Origin of the sequence: Aureimonas sp. ME7, from assembly GCF_903970965.1 — a bacterium.
Taxonomy (GTDB): domain Bacteria; phylum Pseudomonadota; class Alphaproteobacteria; order Rhizobiales; family Rhizobiaceae; genus Aureimonas.
Genome location: NZ_CAJCKW010000008.1, coordinates 76,309 through 98,061, shown reverse-complemented (window position 1 = coordinate 98,061; position 21,753 = coordinate 76,309). Strand labels below are relative to the sequence as shown.

Annotated in this window: 17 protein-coding genes; 11 read left to right on the top strand and 6 right to left on the bottom strand. The window is 68.2% G+C overall.

Annotated features, from left to right (window positions below):
• Window positions 1-55: 55 nt before the first annotated feature.
• Entirely contained in the window at window positions 56-739 is a 684-nt protein-coding gene (locus tag H7A85_RS14555) for a GntR family transcriptional regulator (RefSeq protein ID WP_182086681.1), read from the bottom strand.
• 13 nt (window positions 740-752) lie between these two features.
• Window positions 753-1,640 carry a dihydrodipicolinate synthase family protein gene (locus H7A85_RS14550; RefSeq protein ID WP_182086680.1) on the bottom strand — a complete coding sequence of 296 codons (888 nt, stop codon included), beginning with the start codon at window positions 1,638-1,640 and terminating at the stop codon, window positions 753-755.
• Between the two features lie 243 nt (window positions 1,641-1,883).
• Between H7A85_RS14550 and H7A85_RS14545 the strand changes: the two genes are divergently transcribed.
• From H7A85_RS14545 to H7A85_RS14515, 7 genes are all read left to right on the top strand, one after another.
• Entirely contained in the window at window positions 1,884-3,260 is a 1,377-nt protein-coding gene (locus tag H7A85_RS14545; RefSeq protein WP_182086679.1) for an alpha/beta hydrolase, read from the top strand.
• On the top strand, window positions 3,257-4,804 hold the full coding sequence (locus tag H7A85_RS14540; RefSeq protein ID WP_182086678.1) for a GMC family oxidoreductase: 1,548 nt from the start codon (window positions 3,257-3,259) through the stop codon (window positions 4,802-4,804). The genes H7A85_RS14545 and H7A85_RS14540 overlap by 4 nt, the downstream gene beginning before the upstream one ends.
• Window positions 4,805-4,902: 98 nt before the next feature.
• Window positions 4,903-5,649, top strand: coding sequence for a superoxide dismutase (locus H7A85_RS14535; RefSeq protein ID WP_244631205.1), 747 nt, complete (start codon window positions 4,903-4,905; stop codon window positions 5,647-5,649).
• Window positions 5,650-6,029: 380 nt separating this feature from the next.
• Entirely contained in the window at window positions 6,030-6,890 is an 861-nt protein-coding gene (locus tag H7A85_RS14530; protein WP_182086677.1) for a MurR/RpiR family transcriptional regulator, read from the top strand.
• Between the two features lie 247 nt (window positions 6,891-7,137).
• Window positions 7,138-7,950, top strand: a complete 813-nt coding sequence (iolB, locus tag H7A85_RS14525; RefSeq protein ID WP_182086676.1) for a 5-deoxy-glucuronate isomerase — start codon at window positions 7,138-7,140, stop codon at window positions 7,948-7,950.
• 145 nt (window positions 7,951-8,095) lie between these two features.
• Window positions 8,096-9,964, top strand: a complete 1,869-nt coding sequence (locus H7A85_RS14520) for a sensor histidine kinase (protein ID WP_182086675.1) — start codon at window positions 8,096-8,098, stop codon at window positions 9,962-9,964.
• Complete coding sequence (locus H7A85_RS14515; protein WP_182086674.1) at window positions 9,965-10,495, top strand: GNAT family N-acetyltransferase; 531 nt, start codon at window positions 9,965-9,967, stop codon at window positions 10,493-10,495.
• On the opposite strand, the gene H7A85_RS14510 is transcribed toward H7A85_RS14515, so the two are convergent.
• Together H7A85_RS14510 and H7A85_RS14505 are read right to left on the bottom strand one after the other, a co-directional pair.
• Window positions 10,492-10,704 (bottom strand): hypothetical protein, encoded by a 213-nt coding sequence (locus H7A85_RS14510; RefSeq protein ID WP_182086673.1) that lies wholly within the window; start codon window positions 10,702-10,704, stop codon window positions 10,492-10,494. The two genes, H7A85_RS14515 and H7A85_RS14510, sit on opposite strands and share 4 nt — an antisense overlap.
• 189 nt (window positions 10,705-10,893) lie before the next feature.
• Complete coding sequence (locus H7A85_RS14505) at window positions 10,894-11,925, bottom strand: class I SAM-dependent methyltransferase (RefSeq protein ID WP_182086672.1); 1,032 nt, start codon at window positions 11,923-11,925, stop codon at window positions 10,894-10,896.
• Between the two features lie 348 nt (window positions 11,926-12,273).
• On the opposite strand from H7A85_RS14505, the gene H7A85_RS14500 reads away from it, so the two are divergent.
• The 4 genes from H7A85_RS14500 to H7A85_RS14485 all read left to right on the top strand — a co-directional run bounded on the left by H7A85_RS14500 (window position 12,274) and on the right by H7A85_RS14485 (window position 19,215).
• A complete protein-coding gene (locus H7A85_RS14500; protein ID WP_244631204.1) occupies window positions 12,274-14,283 on the top strand; it encodes an EAL domain-containing protein in 2,010 nt (669 codons plus the stop codon).
• Window positions 14,284-14,436: 153 nt separating this feature from the next.
• On the top strand, window positions 14,437-15,561 hold the full coding sequence (locus H7A85_RS14495) for a DNA repair exonuclease (protein ID WP_182086671.1): 1,125 nt from the start codon (window positions 14,437-14,439) through the stop codon (window positions 15,559-15,561).
• Window positions 15,558-18,179 carry an AAA family ATPase gene (locus H7A85_RS14490; RefSeq protein ID WP_182086670.1) on the top strand — a complete coding sequence of 874 codons (2,622 nt, stop codon included), beginning with the start codon at window positions 15,558-15,560 and terminating at the stop codon, window positions 18,177-18,179. Before H7A85_RS14495 ends, H7A85_RS14490 begins: the two co-directional genes overlap by 4 nt.
• Window positions 18,180-18,252: 73 nt before the next feature.
• Window positions 18,253-19,215, top strand: coding sequence for a cation diffusion facilitator family transporter (locus tag H7A85_RS14485; RefSeq protein WP_244631203.1), 963 nt, complete (start codon window positions 18,253-18,255; stop codon window positions 19,213-19,215).
• Between the two features lie 25 nt (window positions 19,216-19,240).
• On the opposite strand, the gene arfB is transcribed toward H7A85_RS14485, so the two are convergent.
• Together arfB and H7A85_RS14475 are read right to left on the bottom strand one after the other, a co-directional pair.
• Window positions 19,241-19,684, bottom strand: coding sequence for an alternative ribosome rescue aminoacyl-tRNA hydrolase ArfB (gene arfB / locus H7A85_RS14480; protein WP_182086668.1), 444 nt, complete (start codon window positions 19,682-19,684; stop codon window positions 19,241-19,243).
• 318 nt (window positions 19,685-20,002) lie between these two features.
• The gene (locus H7A85_RS14475; RefSeq protein ID WP_182086667.1) at window positions 20,003-21,613 is read right to left on the bottom strand and encodes a phosphoenolpyruvate carboxykinase; all 1,611 of its coding nucleotides are present in this window, start codon (window positions 21,611-21,613) and stop codon (window positions 20,003-20,005) included.
• Window positions 21,614-21,753 lie beyond the last annotated feature (140 nt).

The window sequence follows — 21,753 nt, the reverse complement described above, 5'->3', positions numbered from 1 at the left end:
TCTCCTCCCTTGGGGTGGCCGGAGCGTCCTCCAACGCTCGATTTCGGCCGTTCGGTCACAGGTCGAGCGCCAGCCTCCTGGCATTGTCGATATGGGCGCCGATCGCCTGGGCGGCCCGCTCGGGGTCGCGGCTTTCGATCGCGGCGATGACGCCGAGATGCTCGCGCATCACCGGCACCACGCGCCCGTCGATCCGGTAGCGCTCTTGGTGGATCAGGCGCAGCTTCACCGAATTGACGCGGTAGGCCATCGAGATGATGGAATTGCCGAGCGCGTCGATGAACGTGTCGTGCAGGCGCCAGTCGATCGCCTGCGCGCGCTCCTCCTCGTCCGGCGCGAGGTCGCGCGACTGGGCGAGCGCGAGCATCTCCTCGTGCTCGCGGCGCAAGGCCGCGATCGCCCGGTCCGGGGCGGAGCGCGTGAAGGTCGCGACCGCTTCCTTTTCCAGGAACAGGCGGAACTGGAAGGCCTCGCGAATGAGGTTCAGATCGACATGCGCGATCTGGATGCCGCGCTGGGGAACGGTGACGAGGAGCCCTTCCGATTCCAGGCGCGGAATGATCTCGCGGATAGCACCGAGCGGCAGGCCGGTGCGCTGGACGAGCTGGCGCTGCGAGACGAACTCGCCGGGCACGAAATCGCGCGCCATGAGCTTCTCGATGATGCTCTCATAGGCGCGCTCGCGCAGCTTCAGCGCATCGCCGCTCCTGGCCTTGGCGCCGTCGGCTTCCGCGTCCATCAGAGCCGCTCCCTCAGGCGGCCTTCGCCGCGCCGAGGCGGTCGAGAAGGGCGCCGAGCCCGGATCGCGCCGCCTCCGGCGTCGGCACCAGGGGGCTGCGCACGCGCGCCCAGGCGGGATCGCCGGTGCGATGGGCCACCAGCGCCTTGACGGCGGGCGTCACCGGATGGGCAAGAACGGCATTCACCAGTTCGTCCACGCCGGCATCGCCCTGACCCTGTCGGACCAGCGACAGGAGCCGATCAGGGAAAACGTTGGCCATCCCCGAGATCGCGCCCTCGGCGCCCTGCCGGACGCCGGCCGCTAGGCTCCGCTCGTCGCCGATCAGGATCGCGATGTCCTTGTGTTCGGCCAGGAGGCGCTCGGTATAGGACCAGTTGCCCGACGAGTCCTTGACCCCGACGATGGCATCCGGAAAGGCCGCCCTCAGGCGCCCGATCAGCGAGACCGACAGCTCCACCGCGGTGACCGAGGGGATGTTGTAGAGGATGATGCCGCGCGCCGATGCACCAAGGCCCGAAAGCACTTCCGCGAACCAGCCGAAGATTCCGTCGTCCGAAACGCCCTTGAAATAGGACGGCGGCGCCAGGAGAACGCCGCGCGCGCCCCAGCGAAGCAACTCGCTCGCTTGCGCAATCGCATCGCCTGCCGCGTTCGCCATGACGCAGCCGATGACGCTCGACGGAGCGATGCCGCCCGCCGCGAAGGCGGACAGGACGGCGCTGCGCTCGGGCGCCGAGATCGAGGCCCCTTCGCCCGTGGTGCCGAACAGGGTGACACTGCCGCAGCCTTGCCCAAGGCACCAGGCGGCATGGCGCACCATGGCCTCGGCATCGACACGGTTCACGTCGTCGAACGCGGTCACGAGGGCGGCAGACAGGCCGAAGGGTTGCTTGGTCATGGAACGATCCTCCCGGAGCATCAATAGCTGACATGTCAGAAAATGGTCAACGGGTATTTTCTGAATGATCAGAGATGGAGACGGTGCGGTCGGTCGACCGGTTCAGGTGATGAAGGGGGATGCGCAAGCGGCCTCGCTGCCTGCCGGCGCCAGCCGAATCGCGACAGTTTGTTGCAAGACCTGTGTGGAAGCGCTTTCCCGCCTAAACTTAGACACGCTACAAACTGCCTCGCGTGGATGTGAATGTCATTTGATCTGCCCGCATCGGACCGGCCGGTGCTGTTCTGCCTCCATGCGCTCGGCGCCAGCCGGGCCGAGTTTTCGACTCTCGACGCGCGCCTCGGCGACATGTTCGAAACGATCGCGATCGACCTGCCGGGTTTCGGCGACGCGCCGGCAAGCCTCGGCACCTCGGTCGAAGAGATGGTCCGCCACGTGGCTGGCATCGTCGCCGGCCGCGCCGCACCGCGCTGGATGCTTCTCGGCCACAGCATGGGCGGCAAGATCGCGACGATCCTGGCCGCGCGAGCCTTGGCAGGCGAACCCGGCCTGTTCGGTCTTGCCGGCGTCGTTCTTCTCGCCGGCTCGCCGCCGAGCCCCGAGCCGATGGACGAGGAGCGGCGCGAGGACATGCTGTCCTGGGTGCAGGGTGGGCAGCACCTCGACGAGGCCGCCGCGCGCCGCTTCATCGACGCCAACGTGGGCTCTCCCCTTTCCGAACGGGACGACGCCTTGATGCGGGCCGATCTCCGGCGCGCCGACCCGCGCGCCTGGGCCGCCTGGCTGGAGCGGGGCAGCCGCGAGGACTGGTCGGCAACGGTCGGCACCCTGCCGCTTCCCGCGCTGATCCTCGCCGGCGGCGCGGACGGCGACCTCGGACCGGACGGGCAGCGCCGAACCAACGGAACCGTCTATCCCGGCGCCGAACTCGAGGTGCTGGACGGCGCCGGTCATCTCCTGCCGCTGGAGCGCCCGGACGAGGTCGCGGACGCCATCCGGCGCTTCTGGAACGAACGTGCCGGGGTCGGACCCGCGGTTCCGGCCGACTTTGCCGCCGTGATCGCCTCGGAGCGCGTCAGCGCCCGGACGCGCTCGATCCTCGCCTATCGCTATCTGGCTTGCCCTTCCGGCGAAGGCGCCTCCGTCCTTTCCGGCGCGCAGATGAAGACGCTGCGCGCGCTCGCAGCCCGGGTCGTGCCGCAGGACGAGCCCCAGATCGATCTGGCCGAACGAGTGGCGGCGCAGTTGGCGAAGGGCGCCGGCGACGGTTGGCGTCTCGCCACCCTGCCCCCCGACCTCGAAGCCTACCGCGCCGGGCTCGACGCCCTGGCGGGCTTGGAGACCTCCAGCGAAACCGAGCAGGACGCCCGGCTCCGAGCGGTGGCGGACGGCAGCTTCGCCCCGCCCTGGGGCACCTTGAAGGCAGAGCAGATGACGGGCTGGTTCGAGGACGCGCGCACCGACCTCGTGCGACAATGGTTGGCGCACCCCGCCACCATGGCGCGGATCGGCTTCGACGGCTTCGCCAATGGCGGCGACGGCGCGCGCAAGCAGGGCTTCGACCTCTTGGGTGCGGGCGAGCGCGAAGCGTGGGAACCCGCGATGGAGGCCGCGCGATGAAGCTCGATGTCATGCGCCGCCACGGCCTCGACGAGGTGGTGGATCTCGTGGTCGTCGGCACCGGCGCCGGCGGCGCTCCGCTGCTGGCAAAGCTTGCCGCCAAGGGCCTTCGCGTCGTCGCGCTGGAGGCGGGCCGCAATTTCGAGCCGGGCGAGCATACGCCCGACGAGATCGAGGGTGCCGACATCAACTGGATGGAGGAACGCCTGTCGGGCGGCGCGACGCCGACCGCCTTCGGCCCCAACAACAGCGGCATGGGCGTCGGGGGCTCGACGCTCCACTGGGGCGCCTTCACGCCACGCCCAAGCATCCACGACTTCCACCTTCGCTCCGAAACCGGCATGGGCGAAGACTGGCCGATCGAGCACGCCGAGCTGACCGGCTATATCGAGCGGGTGGAGCGGTTCATCGGCGTTTCCGGCCCGACCGATTATCCCTGGGATCCCGCGCGTCGCTACCCCCTGCCGGCGGCCAAACGCAACGCGCCGGCCGACGCGATGATGCGCGGCGCGCAGGCTCTCGGCATCCGCGCGACCGACGCGCCGGCGGCCCTCGTGTCCCAGGACTGGAACCAGGAAGGGGGCGACCTTCGCCAGGCCTGCGTCAATTGCGGCTCCTGCCACCAGGGCTGCCGCAATGCCTCCAAGGCAAGCATGGACACGACCTATCTGCCTTTGGCCGTGCGCCACGGCGCCGAGATCCGGCCCGATTGCCGCGTCCACGGCATCGAGCGCGACCGCGAGGGCCGCGTCACCGCCGTAGTGTATCGGCACGAGGGCCGGGACTATCGCCAGCGCTGCGCCAACCTTCTTCTGGCGGCGGGCGGCGTGGAAACGCCGCGCCTTCTCCTGCACTGCGGCCTTCTTAACAGCAACGGGCAGGTCGGGCGCAACTTCATGGCGCACGGGGCGACGCAGGTCTGGGGTCGGTTTGACGAGGAAATGCGCGGCCATCGCGGCTATCCCTCCTCGATCCTCACCGAGGATTTCGTCCGCCCGAAGGATGCCGATTTCGCCGGGGGTTATCTCATCCAGAGCCTCGGCGTCATGCCGCTGACGCTCGCCACGACGATGGTTCGCGGCGGGGGCCTTTGGGGCGCCGAGCTGGTGCGCGCGATGGACGATTATCGCTTCATGGCGGGCGTCGGTATCAACACCGAATGCCTTCCCTCGGACGAGAACCGACTGGAGCTTGCCGACGAGGTGGACGAGTTCGGCGTTCCCAAGGCGAAGATCACGTTCGGGCTCGGCGACAACGAGCAGGCGATCGACCGCCATGCCGTTCGCGTGATGAGGGCCCTGATGGAAGCATCGGGCGGGCGCGACATCCGCGTTCTCGCCCGCACCGCGCACACGATCGGCACCTGCCGCATGGGAACCGACAAGGACCGGGCCGTGGTCGATCCGGACGGGCGCTCATTCGAGATCCACAACCTTTGGATCTCGGACAATTCGGTGTTTCCGAGCGCGGTGATCGCCAATCCGGCGCTGACCATCATGGCGCTGTCGCTGCGCACCGCCGACCGGTTCCTCGCCGGGCGGTAGGGGCGGACCGATCACGACTTGTTTTTGCAACGCGTGGGGAAAGGCGACCGTTGGCCGAGCGACACGATCTCGTCTCGAACGCCGGAGCTTTTCCCCCGATGCAACGATCCCGCCTCAAGACCGCCCTTCTCGCGCTCGCCATCAGTGCCTCTGCCGGCACGTTCATGGCGCCCGCCTTCGCCCAGACGGCCGCGCCCGCCGCCAGCACGGAAGCACGAACGAGCGCCCCCTTCACCCTGCCCGAGCTTGGCTACGCCTATGATGCGCTGGATCCGGTGATCGACGCGCAGACGATGGAACTCCACCATTCCAAGCACCATCAAGCCTATGTCACCGCGCTGAACACGGCGGTGGAGGGCGATGCGCAGCTCGCCGGCCTGTCCCTGGAGGAACTCGTCGCCACCGCCGGCCAGCGCTCCGCGACCGTCCGCAACAATGCCGGCGGCCACTGGAACCACACGTTCTTCTGGCAGATCATGGCGCCGGAGGCCGGGCGCGGCGAACCCTCGCCCGAGCTTTCGGCCGCGATCACCAGCGTGTTCGGCTCGATGGACGCCTTCAAGGAGGCTTTCAACAAGGCCGGCACGGATCGCTTCGGCTCCGGCTGGGCCTGGCTGATCGTCGACGAGAACAAACAGCTCGCCATCACCTCGACGCCGAACCAGGACAATCCGCTGATGGACGTGGCGGACACGCGCGGCACACCGGTGATCGGCAACGACGTGTGGGAACACGCCTACTATCTCAAGCACAACAACCGCCGCGCCGACTACCTCAAGGGCTGGTGGGACACGGTGAACTGGACGAAGGTGTCGGAAAACTACGCCATCGCACTGGCGAAGTAGCCCTCGGCGGTTGGCCATCGGCCGACACCCGCGCGCTGCCTTCCTGGGCGCGCGGGCAACCTGCCCCGACCCGTCTCGGGTGGAGATTCCGGCAAGCCGGCATCATCCGGCATTCGCGCGGCAGACACGCCGCGTCCGGCGATGCGTCCCGGATCGTTGCGAGCCAAAGCTCGCGAGGCGACCACAGGCATGGGCTCATCCTCGGCGATGAAGCGCCAGACGCGTTCGGGCGGATCGCGGCTGCGCCGACGGGATGAATGGAACGCTGCGCTCGACATCCCACCATGAGGGAACTTGTATTCTCGTGGCCTGCCCGGGTGTCATGCCCACCCCGATCCGCGCTAGACAAGGAGTTGCCCCACCGAGGACCCTTGTGACGAATGACGGACGACCCGATTCCCGATCTCCCGCCGAACGCACCGCCCGAAACCTTCGCCGAGCTTCGGGAGCGTCTGGCGAACGGCGACATCCGCCTGCCCAAGCGGCTGAAACAGGTGGCCGCCTTCGCGCTGGCGCAGCCCGACGAAATCGCGCTCGGTACCGTCGCCAAGATCGCAGAAGACGCCGGCGTCCAACCTTCGACGCTGGTGCGCTTCGGCCAGGCCCTCGGCTTTGCCGGCTTCACCGATCTCCAGGCCGTGTTTCGCGAGCGGCTGCGTAACCATGTGTCGAACTATGACGAGCGGATGCTGTCTCTTCGCGCGCGCGGGCACGACGCGGCCAAGACGGCCGGCTTCCTCGACGGCCTGTGCGAAGCCGCCTCGCGCTCGATTTCCGCGGTTCACGAGCGCACCGATCTCTCCGTCCTCGACCGGGCAGCCACGATCCTCGCCGGGGCCGAGACCATCTATCTCCTGGGTCAGCGACGCTCCTTTCCGGTGTCGTCCTATCTGAGCTACGCCTTCGGCACGCTCGGCATCCGCAACACCCTGATCGGCTCGCCGCTGGGCACCGACACGGAAACCATGTCTTTCGCCACGACAGAGGACGCGGTTCTCGCGGTATCCTTCACGCCCTATGCCGCATCCACGATCGCGCATGCGCAGACGGCCGGGGAGGCCGGCATTCCCCTGGTCGCGTTCACCGATAGCCCGTTCAGCCCGCTTTGCGCCCACGCCAGCGCTTGGTTCGAGATCGTGGAAGCCGACTTTCAAGGCTTCCGCTCCCTGTCCGCAAGCCTTGCCCTCGCGATGACCTTGGTCGTAGCGGTGGCCGACCGGCGGCAGAACGGCCCCTCGTGACGGCACAGCGGGTGGGAGGGACCATACGGGATCGATATGGAAAATAGGTTCCATATTGTGGGTGGTCCGACCGTATGCTTCAAAGGTGACGGTCGCGGAAGCTGGGCCCTTGATCCGGTGGAGCCTCGCGCACCGAAAGCGCCGGCCCGCCGTCAGAGGGCGTCTCGCGGCTTATATGGCAATGACAAATCGCAACCTCGCCGGCATTTGCTATCGGTCGGGTGGCGGCACTGAGGAAGAGGCGACGATGCCGAAGCTACTCGTGAAACCCGGTGCCGAAGCCGGCAAGGTTATGGAGATCACGCCCCGAAACGCCGGCTGGACCTATGTCGGCTTCGCGCTTCACAAGCTGAAACCGGGAGAGACGCTTTCAGGCGGCGAGGACAGCCGCGAAGTCTGCCTCGTTCTCGTTTCGGGCCGGGCACGGATCGCGGCGGGAGGCGAAGACTTCGGCGCCGTCGGACGACGTATGTCGCCCTTCGAGGGCAAGCCTGCCTCGGTTTATGCGCCGGCCGGCGCCCCTTGGCAGGTGGTGGCCGAGACGGCGGTGGAACTTGCCGTGTGCACCGCACCGGGAACGCCCGGCGCGCGCCCCGCCCGCTTGATCGGCGAGGACGAAGTCGGTCAGGAGGTTCGCGGACGCGGCGCCAATGTCCGCCATGTCGCCAACATCCTGCCAGAAACCGCCGAAGCCGACAGTCTTCTCGTGGTGGAGGTCGTCACCCCCGCCGGCAACACGTCAAGCTACCCGCCGCACCGCCACGACCAGGACGACCTGCCGCGCGAATCGGCGCTGGAGGAAACCTACTACCACCGCTTGAACCCGCCTCAAGGGTTCGCGTTCCAGCGCGTCTACACCGACCGGGACGAGCGGGGTGTGCGCGAGATCGACGAGGCCATGGCCGTGGAGGACGGCGACGTGACGCTGGTTCCCAAGGGCTACCACCCCTGCGCGACCGTGCACGGGTACGATCTTTATTATCTCAACGTGATGGCAGGTCCTCGCCGCACCTGGCGTTTCCACAATGCGCCCGAGCACGAGTGGCTCCTGAAGGGCTAGGGAATGCAGGCCCGGCCGTGGGCCTTGAGGGTGCCTCGTCGCCCTCGTGGTTTCCGGCGGCTTTCCATGGTGGATCGCACTCCTATCTGTGCGGCGACAGAAGCGGGCCCCGTCCCGTCGTCGAAGGTCGTCGTCCGAAGTTCCCATGCGCGTTCCCGATCCGGCTCGATCCTGCAAGGAGACCCCTGTCCGGCTGCTTGGTCGGCCTTCGGCTCGACGCCGCTTCCTTGCGGGCGAGCGCGGGTCGCCCTCGCCACCCTGCCGCGGCTCGGAAGGGGAGTGCGAGGGCGACGCAGACACCCGCGCTGCGCGCCGCACGCTGCCGATCCGATGGCATCTTCTGATCTTCGCCGCGCTGATTCTCCTGCCTCAGCTGGTGCTGTGTGCCGGTCTCGGCTGGTGGTACGCGGCTTCCGAACACCAGCGGGTCGAGGAATCCGCCGCGGACGCGGCGGCGGCGATCCGAAGCCAGCTCGACCGCGAGCTCGAAGCCATGAAGGCCGCCCTCCAGGCGCTCGCCACCTCGCCGAACGTGGAGCGTGAGGATTTCACCGCCCTGCGCACGCAGGCGCTCAAGCTCCTGGAAACGCGCGGAACGTTGATCTCCGTACGCGACCGGGCGCACAGGCAAGTGATGAACACGCTCCTGCCGGCCGGGTCGCCGCTGCCCACGAGCTACGACCCGGCGCTCCTGGAAGCGGATGCGCGCGTCTTCTCGCAAGGCCAGCCCACCGTTTCGGACCTTTATACCGGCGCTCTTACCCATCAAAGCTACATTCTCGTCGATGTCCCGCTCGAAGTGGGCGGCGCGGTGCGATACGCGATGAACATGGCGATCTCGCCGGACATGATCGGCGAAATCCCCTCGAATGCCGGGCTCCCTGCGGACTGGATCGCGACGGTACTGGACGGCAGAGGCCGCGTGATCGCGCGCTCGCTGGCGCAGGATCGGTTCATCGGGCAAGCGGCCCCGGCCCAGTTTCTGGAGGCGATCGACGGCGTCCGGTCGGGCACCATCCCCGAAACCACTTCGCTCAGTGGAGCCCCGGTCTTCGCAGCCTTCGACAAGCTCGACACCAGCGACTGGCGCGTGGTGGTGGCAGTGCCGCGTTCCGCGCTCGATGCTCCGGTCCGGTGGCTGGCTCTCGGTGTGGGTGCCGTTATTCTCCTGACGCTGGCGACATCCGTCGCTCTGGCGCGTCTTTACTCCCGCCGACTGGTGCGCGAGGTCGTCTCGCTTCAGGCCATGGCAGCGGCCACCGGCACCGGAACCGGCGGGGCCCGTCGGCAGGGCCGGGTGGGCGAGTTGGAAGCCATTGCCGGCGCACTGGAAGCGTCCGACCGCTCCCTTCGCGAGCGCGACCGCCAGAAGGACCTTCTTCTCGCCGAACTGAACCACCGCGTCCGCAACACGCTCTCGGTTCTCCTGTCGGTCGTCAACCATACCCTTCGCAGTCCCGGAAGCGACGAGGCGCTTGCGGATAGAGCGTCGGGCCGGATCATGGCCCTGTCGCGCGCCCACGACCTCTTGTCGCATTCCGAATGGTCCGCCACCGCCCTGTCGAAGCTTGCGGCGCGCACGGCCGAGGAAGAGCGGGTGCCGATCCGCTGCGAGGGACCGGAGATCGCGATGCGGGCGGAAGCGGTCGCGCCGATGGCGCAGGCGCTGCACGAACTCGCCGTGAACCAACGCCTTCACGGCGGCTTGGGGGGCCCGCAGCCGGTGGTTCTACGCACCGCGATCGAGGGGGAAAGCCTTCGTCTCGAATGGATCTCGCCGCCGGGCGCCGGCGCCTCGGCGCCCCCTTCGGACTTCGGACTGCGGCTCGTCCACCTGTGCCTCGAGCGGCAGCTGTTCGGACGTATCGAGCGGCTGGACGCGTCGGGTCTTCGCGCCAGCCTGCCGATGCGCTTCCTGACCGGCATCGGCCTGCCCGATGAGCCTTTCGCCGCGCGCTGGCGCGCGGCGAACAAGGGTTCCGGGATCCCGCACCGGCCAGCGGACGAGCGTTGAATGAAGGCGACCTCGCCCCTCCCCTTGCGCGTGGAGCCCGCGCGCCCGGCCGACATGGCGGCTATCGGACGGCTCGGCGCGATGCTCGTGCGCCTGCATCACGACTTCGACCCCGAACGCTTCATTTCCCCCGATTCCGCCACGCCGCAGGGCTATGCCGACTATCTGCTCGGCGAACTCGAGCGCCCGGATGTCGTCATCCTGGCGGCCCACTCGGGCGACGCGGTGATCGGATACGTCTATGCCGCGATGGAAGGGACCGACTACATGTCGCTGCGCGGCCCCGCCGGCGTGATCCACGATCTGATGGTGGACCCGGCGCATCGGGGACAGGGCGCCGGATGGCGCCTCCTCGACGCGGTGCTGGCCAAGTTTCGAACCCGGAGGGCGCCGCGGATCGTTCTATCCACCGCGTATCGCAACGAGCGGGCGCGCGCCTTTTTCGAAAAGGCCGGTTTTCGCCCGTCGATGGTGGAAATGACGCGCGAGGCCGACGAGAGTGCCCCTCGAACCGGAGACAGTCGCTCCTAGCGCGCAGACGACGACACGGACACGGCTTTGCCGAACGGTCTCGCTTCGCCTCGGTCCTGGTCGGACGTCACGCGGTCGAGTTCTTCCAGACGGCGCCGAAAGGCATCGGGCAGTTCGGAGTCGATGCGAAACGACGAGGTGTGCGCCATAGCCCGACGCACCGCACCCTGGAGGTGCGAGCTCGTGACGGATCGGGCGAGTGGGGTCATGACAGCCTCGGATGCATGGCCGGGATAGGGGCACCGGCTCGATTCAAGACTGGCGGGCCGAAGTGGTTCCATATTTTCTGCAGGACCGGCCGTGTCTCGGGCTTGGTGTGACGCCCTCGCCTCACTGTCTCATCTCGCCCCCCCGGCGGCGCGTCTGCGCGGCCGGGGGGAACGGGCGGTGTGGCCGCCTCAGTTCGCCTTGCGGCAGATGCCGTAGATGATGTTGCGATTGGCGCCGTAGAAGATCTCGCTCGTTCCCTCGACGCCCTGCATGCTGGCATCGGCGATCTCGCGCATTTCCGCCTCCGAACGCAGGAGCAACGGCCAGTTCATGAAGGTTTCCATGTAGCCGTCGTCGTCGATCTCCCGGTTGAAGTTAGCGAACAGGAACTCGCCGCCCGGCTTCAGGAGGTCGAGGCAGACGCGCGTCAGCCGGATGGCGGCGTTCTCCGGCAGATAGTCGTAGAGGCCCGCGGCATACACGCAGTCGAACGTGCCGAGCGAATAGGTCTTGCCCAGAAGCCCCTTCACCGAGCCGTCGCGGGCCTCGACCACGCTTCCCGAAAAGTCGCGAACCATGGAGCCGACGCTCATCGGGTCCTGGTCGAGGACGATCCAACGGCCGATGCGCCCCGCCTCGAGCGCCGCCGTCAGCCCGGCCTCGCGCAGATGGCCGCCCGCGATCGTCAGGATTTCGGCGCCCGGGGCCCGCTCCGCCGTCCTGTCGACAGTCTGCGCCAGGATCTCGCGCCGCTCGCGAACGGCCGCCGCCGCAGGCGCGCTGCTCGTGTAGTCGTAGATCGCACGGCCGAGCGGCGTCGCGTCCGCCACGAGCGTCTCGACGCTCGGATGGCGATAGATGAAGTCGAGAAGGCGTGCGTCGCCGGAATAGCCGCGCGGCTTGTCGAAGGACCAGGCGGTGAACGGATCCTGGTGGAGGAGCTCGGCGACCGGATGCCGCTGCGCCTGCGGCACCAGAGCCTGCCAGTTCTCGGGTGCAACCGCCGCGCGCAGCTTGTGCAGCTCGGCGAAGAGGTAGCCGACCGCCGCCCCGGCCTGCGTCCCGCTCGCGAGGCGACCTTGCGTAATGCCGAGGAGAAGAGCCAGCTGCGCCTCGGCCTGAGCCAGCATATCGCTCGGCAGGGTCGCGGACGTCGCACCGGCGATCTGCTCGCGCGTGATGAGGGTTTCGCCGTCGATGTCGAATTGAACTTGGCTCATATCGATACTTCAAGGTTAATGACTTGTTAACCATAAGCCATCGAATCGGCTTCTGTCTCCACCGGATTAGAACTTCCGGTTATGAGGATGGAGCTTCCCACAACTCCACCGCATTAAGGGGTCGGAGAGGGTGTGGCGCGATTTCGCGTGCGTCTGCTGGTGCCGAAAACAGGGGTTTAGGATTTGTCCTTTAGGACTGACGATTCGAAGCTGGCCTTTCGCCGACGGGGTGCACGATGCTCCCGGATAGGGATGTCGGAGTAGGAACGTGATGACCAACGCCCTTCACATGAGAGGCCCGCTTCGCTCGAAGCCGCGTTCGCGTGTGATGCGGACATGCCAGGGGCGATGACGATGGCATCGGACGCCGATCTGGCCAACCTGGTGGACAGCGAACTGGCAAGGCCGTGGTGGGCCGCGGCCTCCCCCCAGTTGCGCCACCTCTACAACAAGCGCCGCACCTTGCATCGCCGCCGCGACGCCCGCTTCAGCATGTGGGCGGCGGTCGTCATCTACGTCCTGTTTCTCGGTCTGGACGCTGTCCTTCTTCCCGACGTCGCAGGTCTGACATTGTTCGTGCGCGTCGGGCTCGGCCTTCTCGCGCTGGCGACGGTGGAGGGCATGTGGCGCTTGCGGGTCGACGCCGAGCGCTTCGACGCGGTGTGCGCCGGGATCGTGGTCGTCTGCTATCTCGGATGGCTGGGCGTGGCGATCTCGAGTGCGCAGGCGCTCAGCGTTTCCTACTACATGATCTTCGGCACGATCTTCGTCATGGTCGCCTGCCTGTTCTTCAACTTCAAGCCGCGGACGGCGAACACGGCCTCGATCCTGATGGTCCTCGCCTTCTTCGCCGCGATCTTCTCGCTCACCACCGTTTCCATCCCCTACGTGATGGCCTTCGGGACCTTCTACGTCTCGTGCTTCGCCTTGAACGCCTATGTGAACATGAAGCTCAACATCGAGCGCTACAACGTGTTCCTCAACGCGCTGAAGGCCGAGATCCGCGAAGACGAGGTGCTCCAGCGCAGCCGGGAGCTTTTCCGCCTGTCCAACACCGATCCCCTGACGGGGCTGGAGAACCGCCGCTCGATCGACGAGAAGCTGCGCCACCTCTGGAACGATTGGAAGACCCACGGAGCACCGTTCTCCGCCATCCTGATCGATATCGACTTCTTCAAGAGCTACAACGACTACTACGGGCACCAGGAGGGGGATCGCTGCCTTCTGCGCGTGGGCGAGACCCTGGCCGGCACGATCAAGCCCTACGGCGCTTCGCTCGGCCGCTACGGCGGCGAGGAGTTCATCGTTCTCGCCCGCGTCGCCAACACGGACGAACTCGACGCCTTGGCCGAGCTGATCCGGCTGGCGGTGGTGACGCTCGCGCTTCCCCACCAGCACCGGCGCGACGGCGAGGATGTGGTGACCGCGAGCGTCGGCGCTTCGCTGACCCGCCCGCAGAACGGGGCGAAGCTCGAGCGCCTGATCAACGAGGCCGACCGGGCGCTCTACGCCGCCAAGGCGAGCGGGCGGAACTGCGTGCGCCTGTTCGACCCCGGCGACCCGCAGGGCAACGACGACAGCGAGAACATCGCCGCGCTCCTGCGCATCGCGGTGGCGCAGGACCTCGTGTCGCTCGCCTACCAGCCGATCCAGAACGTGGCGACGGGGCGCATGGACGCGGCCGAGGCGCTGATGCGCCTGCGCATGCTCGACGGGACCAGCGTTCCGCCCAGCGTCTTCATCCCGATCGCGGAGCGCACGGGCGCCATCCTGGAACTCGGTCGCTGGGCGGTGCGCACCGTCTGCCGCGAGATCCTGTGCGACGATCGCATTCCGGTGGTCAGCGTCAACGTATCGGCCGTTCAGCTGCGGGCGCCCGGCTTCTCGGCGTCGATCGCCGCGATCCTCGGGGAAACCAACGTCGAGGGCAACCGGCTCGCCTTCGAGATCACCGAAGGGCTGGAACTCGAGATCAACTCGGGCGTCCTGCGCTGCATCGCCGAGTTGAAGCAGCTCGGCATCCGCATCTGGCTCGACGACTTCGGCACCGGGTTCGCCGGCCTGTCCTGGCTGCGGCTGATCGACTTCGACACGGTCAAGATCGACCGCTCGTTCCTGGCCGACTGTGCCACCCCGCAAGGGGCGGCGATGATGCAGGACATCATCGCGCTCGTTCGCAACCGCTCCAAGCAGATCCTGGTGGAGGGTGTGGAGCACCCCTGGCAGCTCGCCCTGATGCGCGAATACCGGATCGACCAGATCCAGGGCTACCTCATCGGCCGCCCGACCTCGCCCGAGAAAATCCGACCGCCCACGCTTCGACGCCCGGAAGGCAGGACCGCGCTGCGCTCGGCCTGAGACCCGCCCGCCGTCCCGCTTCGCGTCCGATCGCGGCTTGCCCTCGTCTTCGCCCCCCGGCTACAGCATTCGGCATCGAAACCGCCTCCCGAAACCGAAGGGGCGTTCGAACGCACCGCTCGCCGGCCGCGTTTCGAACCCGCAAGGTCCCGCATGATCCGTTTCATCCATTCGAGCGACCTGCATCTGGGCAAGCGCTTCGGCCATCTCGGTGGAGATCTGCCCGGCCGCCTGCGCGAAGCGCGCCACGGCGTCCTGTCTCGCCTTGCTGGCCACGCGCGCGACACCGGTGCCGAGACGATCCTTCTGGCGGGCGACACGTTCGACACCGAAACCCCCGCCCCTGACATCCGCCGTCAGGCGCTGGTCGAAATGGCGCGCCACGCGCCGATCCGCTGGGTGATCCTGCCGGGCAACCACGATTCGCTCCAGGCTTCGCAACTCTGGGCCAGCCTCAAGGCCGAGGCGCCGCCCAACGTGATCCTCGCCGTCGAAGCGCGCCCGATCGAACTCGGGGGCCGAGCCGTTCTTCTGCCGGCCCCTTGCACCACCCGTCGCCCGGGCCGGGACCTGACGGAATGGATGGACGCTGCCGCCACGCCCGAAGGCACGCTGCGCATCGGGCTTGCTCACGGTCCGATCCAGAGCTTCTCGGAGGAAGGTTCGGGCGCCGACATCCTGGCGCCCGACCGGGCGCGCCGCGCCGGGCTCGACTATCTGGCGCTCGGCGACTGGCACGGGGCGATGACGGTGGATCCGCGCACGCGCTACAGCGGCGCGCCCGAGCCCGACCGCTTCAAGCACGACCGGCCGGGCGAAGCGCTCCTGATCCGGCTCGACGCCCCGGGTGCCCTGCCCGAGGCCGCGTCGCTGCCGACCGCGAGCTTTTCCTGGCGCGTCCTGGAGCTGCACCTGATGAACGGCGAGGATGCCGTGGGCACCCTTGCCTCCCGTCTCCCACCCCCCGACGCGCGGCGACAGACGCTGGTTCAGCTCAGCGTCACCGGAACGGTGCGCTTGGCCGATCGAACGGCGCTTCTCGAAGCGGTGGCGCATGCGGTGCCCGAGTTCGCCCATCTCGCACTCGACGCGGAAGGGCTGATCAGCGAGTGCGAGGTCGAGGACCTCGACCGGATCGACCGCGCGGGGGCGCTGCGCGAGGCGGCGGACGCACTCCTGCGCCGATCGGAGGACGCCGGACTCGCCGGTTCGGAGCGCGAGATCGCGCGCGCCGCGCTGGCTCGCCTTTATGCCCTGTCGCAGACGGTGGCGGCATGAGGATCCACGCGCTTCGCCTTCACAACGTCCGGCGCTTCGCCGGACGAGGGGTCGCGATCGAGGGTTTCGGCGACGGCGTCAACGTCCTTTGCGCGGCCAACGAGTTCGGCAAGTCCACGAGCTTCGAGGCGCTGCACGCCCTGTTCTTCCAGCCCTATTCGGGAACGCCCGGCGAGGTTCAGCGCCTGCGCCCCTACAGCGGCGGCAGCCCGCTCGTCGAGGTGGACATCGAGACGGCGGCGGGGCGCTTTCGCATCGCCAAGCAGTATTACGCCGGCAAGAACGCCCGCGTCAGCGACTTAGGAACCGGGCGCATTCTCCATCAGGCCGACGAGGCGGAGAACTTCATCTCCGGCCTCGTGAAGGGCGGAACGGGCGGCCCGGCCGGTCTTCTCTGGGTGCGCCAGGGCGTCACCGGTCTCGAGCGCCGTTCCAAGTCCGAGGAGGACGGCGAGCGGCAAACCCGCGCGACGCTTCTGGAATCGGTGCAGGGCGAGGTGGAAGCCGTGACCGGCGGCCGGCGCATGGCCGAGATCATGGCGAGGGTGGCGGACGAGCTCGACCGGCTCGTGACCAAGCGAGGCCCGAAGGCCGGCGGGCGATACGCCGCCGCGATCGAGGAGCAAAAGGCGCTGGCCGCGCGCGAGGCGAAGCTTTCCGCCGAGGTCGCGCAGCTGCGCGAGGCGCTGGACAAGCGGGCTCTGGCCGCCCGGCGTCTCGCCGAGCTCGACCGGGAGGACGACCGTCTTTCGCGCCGGGCGGCGATCGAGCGGGCGGAGGCCGCCTTCGACCTCGCCCGGGCGCATGCCGAAAGACTGAAGGCCGCCGAGGCCGAGCTTCGCCTGGCGCGCGAGCGCAGCGAGAGCGCCCGCCGGACCCTTGAGGCGTTTCAGGGAGCTCGGATCAAGGCCGGCGATCTCCGAGCCAAGCTGGGCGAAACCGAGAGCCGGCGCCTTGAGGCCACCCGGAGGCGCGACGAAGCGGCCGCCGTTTTGGAAGCGGCGCGCCGGAACGGCGAGGCGGCGGAAGCGGCGCAGGCGGAGGCTCGCAACGGGCTCGCCCGCCTGGATGCGGCGACGCGCGCGCGCGACGCCGCCGCGCGCTTCGCCGGACTCCGGGACCGCATGCGCCAAGCGGAGACGACGCGTCAAGCGCTGGAAGCCTGCGAGGCCGGCCTCGAGCCCTTGCGGATCAGCCCACGCGCGATCGACGACCTCCAGGCGCTGGAAATCGAGATCGCCCGGCTGGAAGCGGTCGCGGAAGCCGCGCGCCCGAGCGTCTCGATCGCCTACGAGGCGAACGGCGATATTCGCGCGACCCTCGACGGCGCCCCGCTCACTGAGGGAGAAACGCGCAGCTACGGCTCGCAGGCGAGCCTTCATGTGGCGGGCGTCGGCACGATCACGCTGCGCTCCAACCGGGCGGCCGCCGGCGACGAGCAGCTGACGAAGTGCCGGGAGCGGCGGCGCGCGGCGCTGGCGGCGCTCGCGGTGCCGGACCTCGCCTCCGCGCGTGCGCGTCAGGCGGAGGCCGAGCGGGCGGGACGCGAGGCGGAAGGGCTGCGCGCCCGCCTCGCGCTTCTCGCGCCCGAAGGCTTGGCCAAGCTGCGCGCCGAGGTCGCCGCGCATACGCCGACGGGCGACGCCGCGCCGGAGCCGGACGGCGATCCGGCCGCGCTGCGCGCGCTTCTGGTAGAAGCCGACACACGCCGCCAGCACGCGCGCGAGGCCGCCCGTGAAGCGGAGCCGATGCGCCAGCGCGCCGAGGAGGCCATTCTGGAAGCGCATACGGCGCTGGCCGCCTTGAACGCCGACAAGGTCCACATGGAGGCGATCCTCGGACGCGAGGACGAGCGCGAGGATCGCCGCGCGGCGCTCGAAGCCGAGCGGCGCACCCTCGACGAGGCCTTCGAGGATGCGAGCCGGCGCGCCGGCGACCTGCGCGCCGCCGCTGCCGACCTCGCCTCCCTAGAGGCCACCGTCCGGCGGGCGCGCTCGGTGGCGGAAAGCGCGGAGAAGGAGATCCAGAAGCTCGAACTGCAACTGTCCGAACTCGGCGCGGAAATTCGCGCCCGTTCGGAGGACGCGGTGGAGGAAGCCTGGCGCGAAACCGCCGAGGCGCTGTCGGCGGCCGACGCGCAGGTGGCCGCCTTCGAGCGCGAGGTCGCCGTTCTCCAAACGCTCGGGGGAGCGCTGGAGAGAGCGCGCGCAGAGGCGCGCGAACTCTATCTGAAACCCGTGATGGCCGAACTGAAGCCGCTTCTCGGCCTTCTCTTCGACGACGCCTCCATCGTCTTCGACGACCGGACGCTCCTGCCCCAGACGATCCGCCGCAACGGGCTGGACGAGGAGGTGGAGCGCTTGAGCGGGGGCATGCGCGAGCAATTGTCGGTCCTGACGCGTCTTGCCTTCGCCCGGCTCCTGGCGCGCGACGGACAGCCGGCACCTGTCATCCTCGACGACGCGCTCGTGTATTCCGACGACGACCGGATCGAGCGGATGTTCGACGCCCTCCACCGCCAGTCGCGCGACCAGCAGATCATCGTCTTCTCCTGCCGGCAGCGCGCGTTTCAGAAGCTCGGCGGGCATGCCTTGGAGATGCGCGACTGGCAGCCGTGAACGGCGGCCGAGCTCCATCGACCTTATGCGCTTCCACGCCATATCCCCTGTCATTCGGATGGGGAGACGGCGCGTGGCGGATGGATCGAAGACGGTGGTCTACGCCGCGCTTGGCGGAAACTTCCTGATCGCGCTGACCAAGTTCGGCGCGGCGTTCTTCACCGGCTCCTCGGCCATGCTCAGCGAAGGCGTCCACTCCCTCGTCGACACGGGCAACGAGGTCCTCCTCCTCTACGGCATGCGCCGGGCCGAAAGGCCGGCGGACCGGACGCATCCGCTGGGGCACGGGCGCGAACTCTACTTCTGGAGCTTCATCGTCGCGCTTCTGGTCTTCGCGCTGGGGGCCGGCGTTTCGATCTACCAGGGCATCCACCACATCGCGAACCCGGAGCCGATCGAGAACGCAGGCTGGAACTATGCCGTGCTCGGCGCCTCGTTCCTGTTCGAGGGCTTTTCCTGGATCGTCGCGCTGCGCGAGCTCAACCGCGAAAAGGGCACGCTCGGCTATCTCGAAGCGATCCGGCGCAGCAAGGATCCGACGACCTTCACCGTTCTTCTGGAAGACACGGCGGCGTTGATCGGACTGGCGATCGCCTTTCTTGGCATCTTCCTAGCCGAATGGCTGGGCGAGCCGGCGCTCGATGGCGTCGCCTCGATCGGCATCGGACTGGTTCTGACGGGCGTCGCGATCTTCCTGGCGCGCGAAAGCAAGGGGCTCCTGATCGGCGAGCCGGCACTGCCGGCCGTTCAGGAGGCGATCCTGCGCATCGCCGAGGCCGACCCGGCGGTGCGCAGCGCCAACGGCGTGGTGACGACCCATCTCGGCCCCCGGCAGATCGTCGCCGCGCTCAGCGCCGAGTTCGAGGACCATATGAGCGCGCCCGAGATCGAGGCCTGCGTCGGGCGCATCGAGAACCGCCTGAAGACGGAAGTGCCGGATGTGACGACCCTCTTCATCAAGCCGCAGACCGCCGGAACCTGGGCCAGCCGCGCCCGCGCGATCTCGCAAGGAGACGCCCCCCTGGCGCACGGCTGAGAGCTGCCGGCGGCACCCGCTCGCCTCAGTCTTCGACCCTGCCCCGCATGCGCTTGATGCCGCCGCGCCCCTTCTTGGCCTGAAGACGGCGCTCGATCGATCCCTTGGACGGCTTCGTCTTGCGCCGCGGCGGGGGCGGCGGCACGAGAGCCGCCCGCACCAGTTCGACGAGGCGCTCGCGCGCATCGGCCCGGTTGCGCTCCTGCGTGCGAAAGCGCGAGGCCTCGATCAGGACCTCGCCCTCCTTCGTCGCGCGCTGACCGGCGAGCTTCAGGAGGCGCGCCTTCACCTCGTCCGATAGAACCGAGGACGCACCCGCCGTGAAGCGAAGCTGAACGCTCGTCGCGACCTTGTTGACGTTCTGGCCGCCGGGCCCGGCGGAGCGGATGAAGGTTTCCGAAAGCTCGTCGTCCGGGATCAGAACGCGAGCACTCACCTTAAGACCTCGCTCCGAGGCAATCTCGCTCATGTCTTCACCGCCTCTCGTTCCAGGTGCCAGACATACAGGGCCAGTTGGAGAGCCCGCAATCACCCTTCGAACGACGTCCACGCGCATAACGCGTTGGATCGCGAGGATCGCCTACCCGCCGAAGTGCGGCCGGGCCGAGAAGACGAATGGACGAAGACCGCTTCCGGCCGAAACGGCATCGGCGAGCCGCTCCCCGGCCGGCCGACGCAGGCCGCAACCGAGGCTGGAGCGGGCGCATCCAAACGGAAAGAGGCCCGCGACCCCTTAAGGATCGCGAGCCCCTTGGCCTCCTCCCCAGGAGACGATGCGGCGGACGCCTTACTCGGCGGCGAGCGCCACGGTCGGCGAGGCGTCGATCACGCCCGCTTCCACGTGGTCCTCGAACTTCTCGAAGTTCGCCCGGAACATGGAGGCGAGCTTGCGGGCCTGCGCGTCGTAGGCGGCGGGGTCGGCCCAAGTCGAGCGCGGGTCGAGGATCGCCGCCTCGACGCCCGGCACCGCGACCGGCACCTGGAAGCCGAAATGCGGATCGGTGCGGAACTCGGCGCCTTTCAGCGATCCGTCGAGGGCGGCGGCCAGGAGCGCGCGCGTCGCCCTGATCGGCATGCGCTTACCCGTGCCGTAGGCGCCCCCGGTCCAGCCCGTCGAGACCAGCCAGCAGTCGACGCCGTGGCGGGCGATGAGATCGCGCAGGAGGTTGCCGTATTCGGCGGGATGGCGCGGCATGAAGGGCGCGCCGAAGCAGGTCGAGAACGTGGCTTCGGGCTCCGTCACACCCTTTTCGGTGCCCGCCACCTTGGCCGTGTAGCCGGACAGGAAGTGGTACATCGCCTGATCCGGCGTCAGCTTGGCGATCGGGGGCATCACGCCGAAGGCGTCCGCCGTCAGCATGATGATGTTCTTCGGATGGGCGGCAAGTCCCGTGTCGCTGGCGTTCGGGATGAAGTGCAGGGGATAGGCGGCGCGCGTGTTCTCGGTGAGCGAGGCGTCGTCGAAGTCGGGCACGCGGTTCTCGTCGAGAACGACGTTTTCCAGGACCGTTCCGAACATGCGGGTCGTGGCGAAGATTTCCGGCTCGGCCTCGGCCGACAGGCGGATCGTCTTGGCGTAGCAGCCGCCCTCGAAGTTGAAGATGCCGTTTTCACCCCAGCCGTGCTCGTCGTCGCCGACCAGCGTGCGCGACGGGTCGGCCGAGAGCGTCGTCTTGCCGGTGCCGGACAAGCCGAAGAACACGGCCGCGTCACCCGCAGCGCCCACATTGGCCGAGCAGTGCATCGGCATCACGCCGGTTTCCGGCAAACGGTAGTTCAGGACGGTGAACACCGACTTCTTCATCTCGCCGGCATAGGTCGTGCCGCCGATCAGGATGATGTTGCGCGAAAAATCGCAGGCGATCACCGTCTCGGTGCGGCAGCCGTGGCGCTCGGGATCGGCCCGGAAGGACGGCAGGTCGATGATCGTCAGCTCCGGCACGAAGCTCGCGAGCTCCTCGCGGCTCGGGCGGATCAGGAGGTTGCGGATGAACAGCGAGTGCCAGGCGAACTCGGTGACGACGCGAGCCCGGATCGCATTGGCCTTGTCGGCGCCGCCGACGAGATCTTGAACGAACAGGTCGCGCCCCTGCGCATGCGCCTGGAAGTCGGCGTAAAGGCGCTCGAACGCCTCGCGCGACATCGGCTTGTTGTTGTCCCACCAGATCCGGTCCTCGGTGGTCTCGTCGCGCACGACGAACTTGTCCTTCGGACTGCGGCCGGTGTGCTGACCCGTGGTGACGAGAAGCGCGCCGTGCGACGTCAGCTTCGCCTCGCCTCGGCGGATCGCGGTTTCCACGAGTTCGCCTTCGCCGAGGTTCCAGCGCAGGGAGGACAGCCCGGAGAGACCCGTCGTCTCGATCCCGCTCGTCGGGTTGCGGATCCCGATTTCTTCCATGTCGCTCGTTCCCTACACCGTCACCGGAACACCCGGGTAGCGCAAGCAAATATCGTGGACTCTCGAAGTCGGCAACTGTTCGAAAACTCCGACAATACTTAGAACCAGGCGAATAAAACGATTTAAATTGGGGAATAGCA

What these genes read in the sequence shown, in the direction of transcription:
- H7A85_RS14490 (WP_182086670.1), top strand. Translation starts at nt 15,558, where the DNA reads ATGAGGATCCACGCGCTTCGCCTTCACAACGTCCGGCGCTTCGCCGGA.
- H7A85_RS14550 (WP_182086680.1), bottom strand. Translation starts at nt 1,640, where the DNA reads ATGACCAAGCAACCCTTCGGCCTGTCTGCCGCCCTCGTGACCGCGTTC.
- H7A85_RS14495 (WP_182086671.1), top strand. Translation starts at nt 14,437, where the DNA reads ATGATCCGTTTCATCCATTCGAGCGACCTGCATCTGGGCAAGCGCTTC.
- iolB (WP_182086676.1), top strand. Translation starts at nt 7,138, where the DNA reads ATGCCGAAGCTACTCGTGAAACCCGGTGCCGAAGCCGGCAAGGTTATG.
- H7A85_RS14510 (WP_182086673.1), bottom strand. Translation starts at nt 10,704, where the DNA reads ATGACCCCACTCGCCCGATCCGTCACGAGCTCGCACCTCCAGGGTGCG.
- H7A85_RS14520 (WP_182086675.1), top strand. Translation starts at nt 8,096, where the DNA reads ATGCGCGTTCCCGATCCGGCTCGATCCTGCAAGGAGACCCCTGTCCGG.
- H7A85_RS14535 (WP_244631205.1), top strand. Translation starts at nt 4,903, where the DNA reads ATGCAACGATCCCGCCTCAAGACCGCCCTTCTCGCGCTCGCCATCAGT.
- H7A85_RS14500 (WP_244631204.1), top strand. Translation starts at nt 12,274, where the DNA reads ATGACGATGGCATCGGACGCCGATCTGGCCAACCTGGTGGACAGCGAA.
- H7A85_RS14475 (WP_182086667.1), bottom strand. Translation starts at nt 21,613, where the DNA reads ATGGAAGAAATCGGGATCCGCAACCCGACGAGCGGGATCGAGACGACG.
- H7A85_RS14530 (WP_182086677.1), top strand. Translation starts at nt 6,030, where the DNA reads ATGACGGACGACCCGATTCCCGATCTCCCGCCGAACGCACCGCCCGAA.
- H7A85_RS14555 (WP_182086681.1), bottom strand. Translation starts at nt 739, where the DNA reads ATGGACGCGGAAGCCGACGGCGCCAAGGCCAGGAGCGGCGATGCGCTG.
- H7A85_RS14505 (WP_182086672.1), bottom strand. Translation starts at nt 11,925, where the DNA reads ATGAGCCAAGTTCAATTCGACATCGACGGCGAAACCCTCATCACGCGC.
- arfB (WP_182086668.1), bottom strand. Translation starts at nt 19,684, where the DNA reads ATGAGCGAGATTGCCTCGGAGCGAGGTCTTAAGGTGAGTGCTCGCGTT.
- H7A85_RS14515 (WP_182086674.1), top strand. Translation starts at nt 9,965, where the DNA reads ATGAAGGCGACCTCGCCCCTCCCCTTGCGCGTGGAGCCCGCGCGCCCG.
- H7A85_RS14540 (WP_182086678.1), top strand. Translation starts at nt 3,257, where the DNA reads ATGAAGCTCGATGTCATGCGCCGCCACGGCCTCGACGAGGTGGTGGAT.
- H7A85_RS14545 (WP_182086679.1), top strand. Translation starts at nt 1,884, where the DNA reads ATGTCATTTGATCTGCCCGCATCGGACCGGCCGGTGCTGTTCTGCCTC.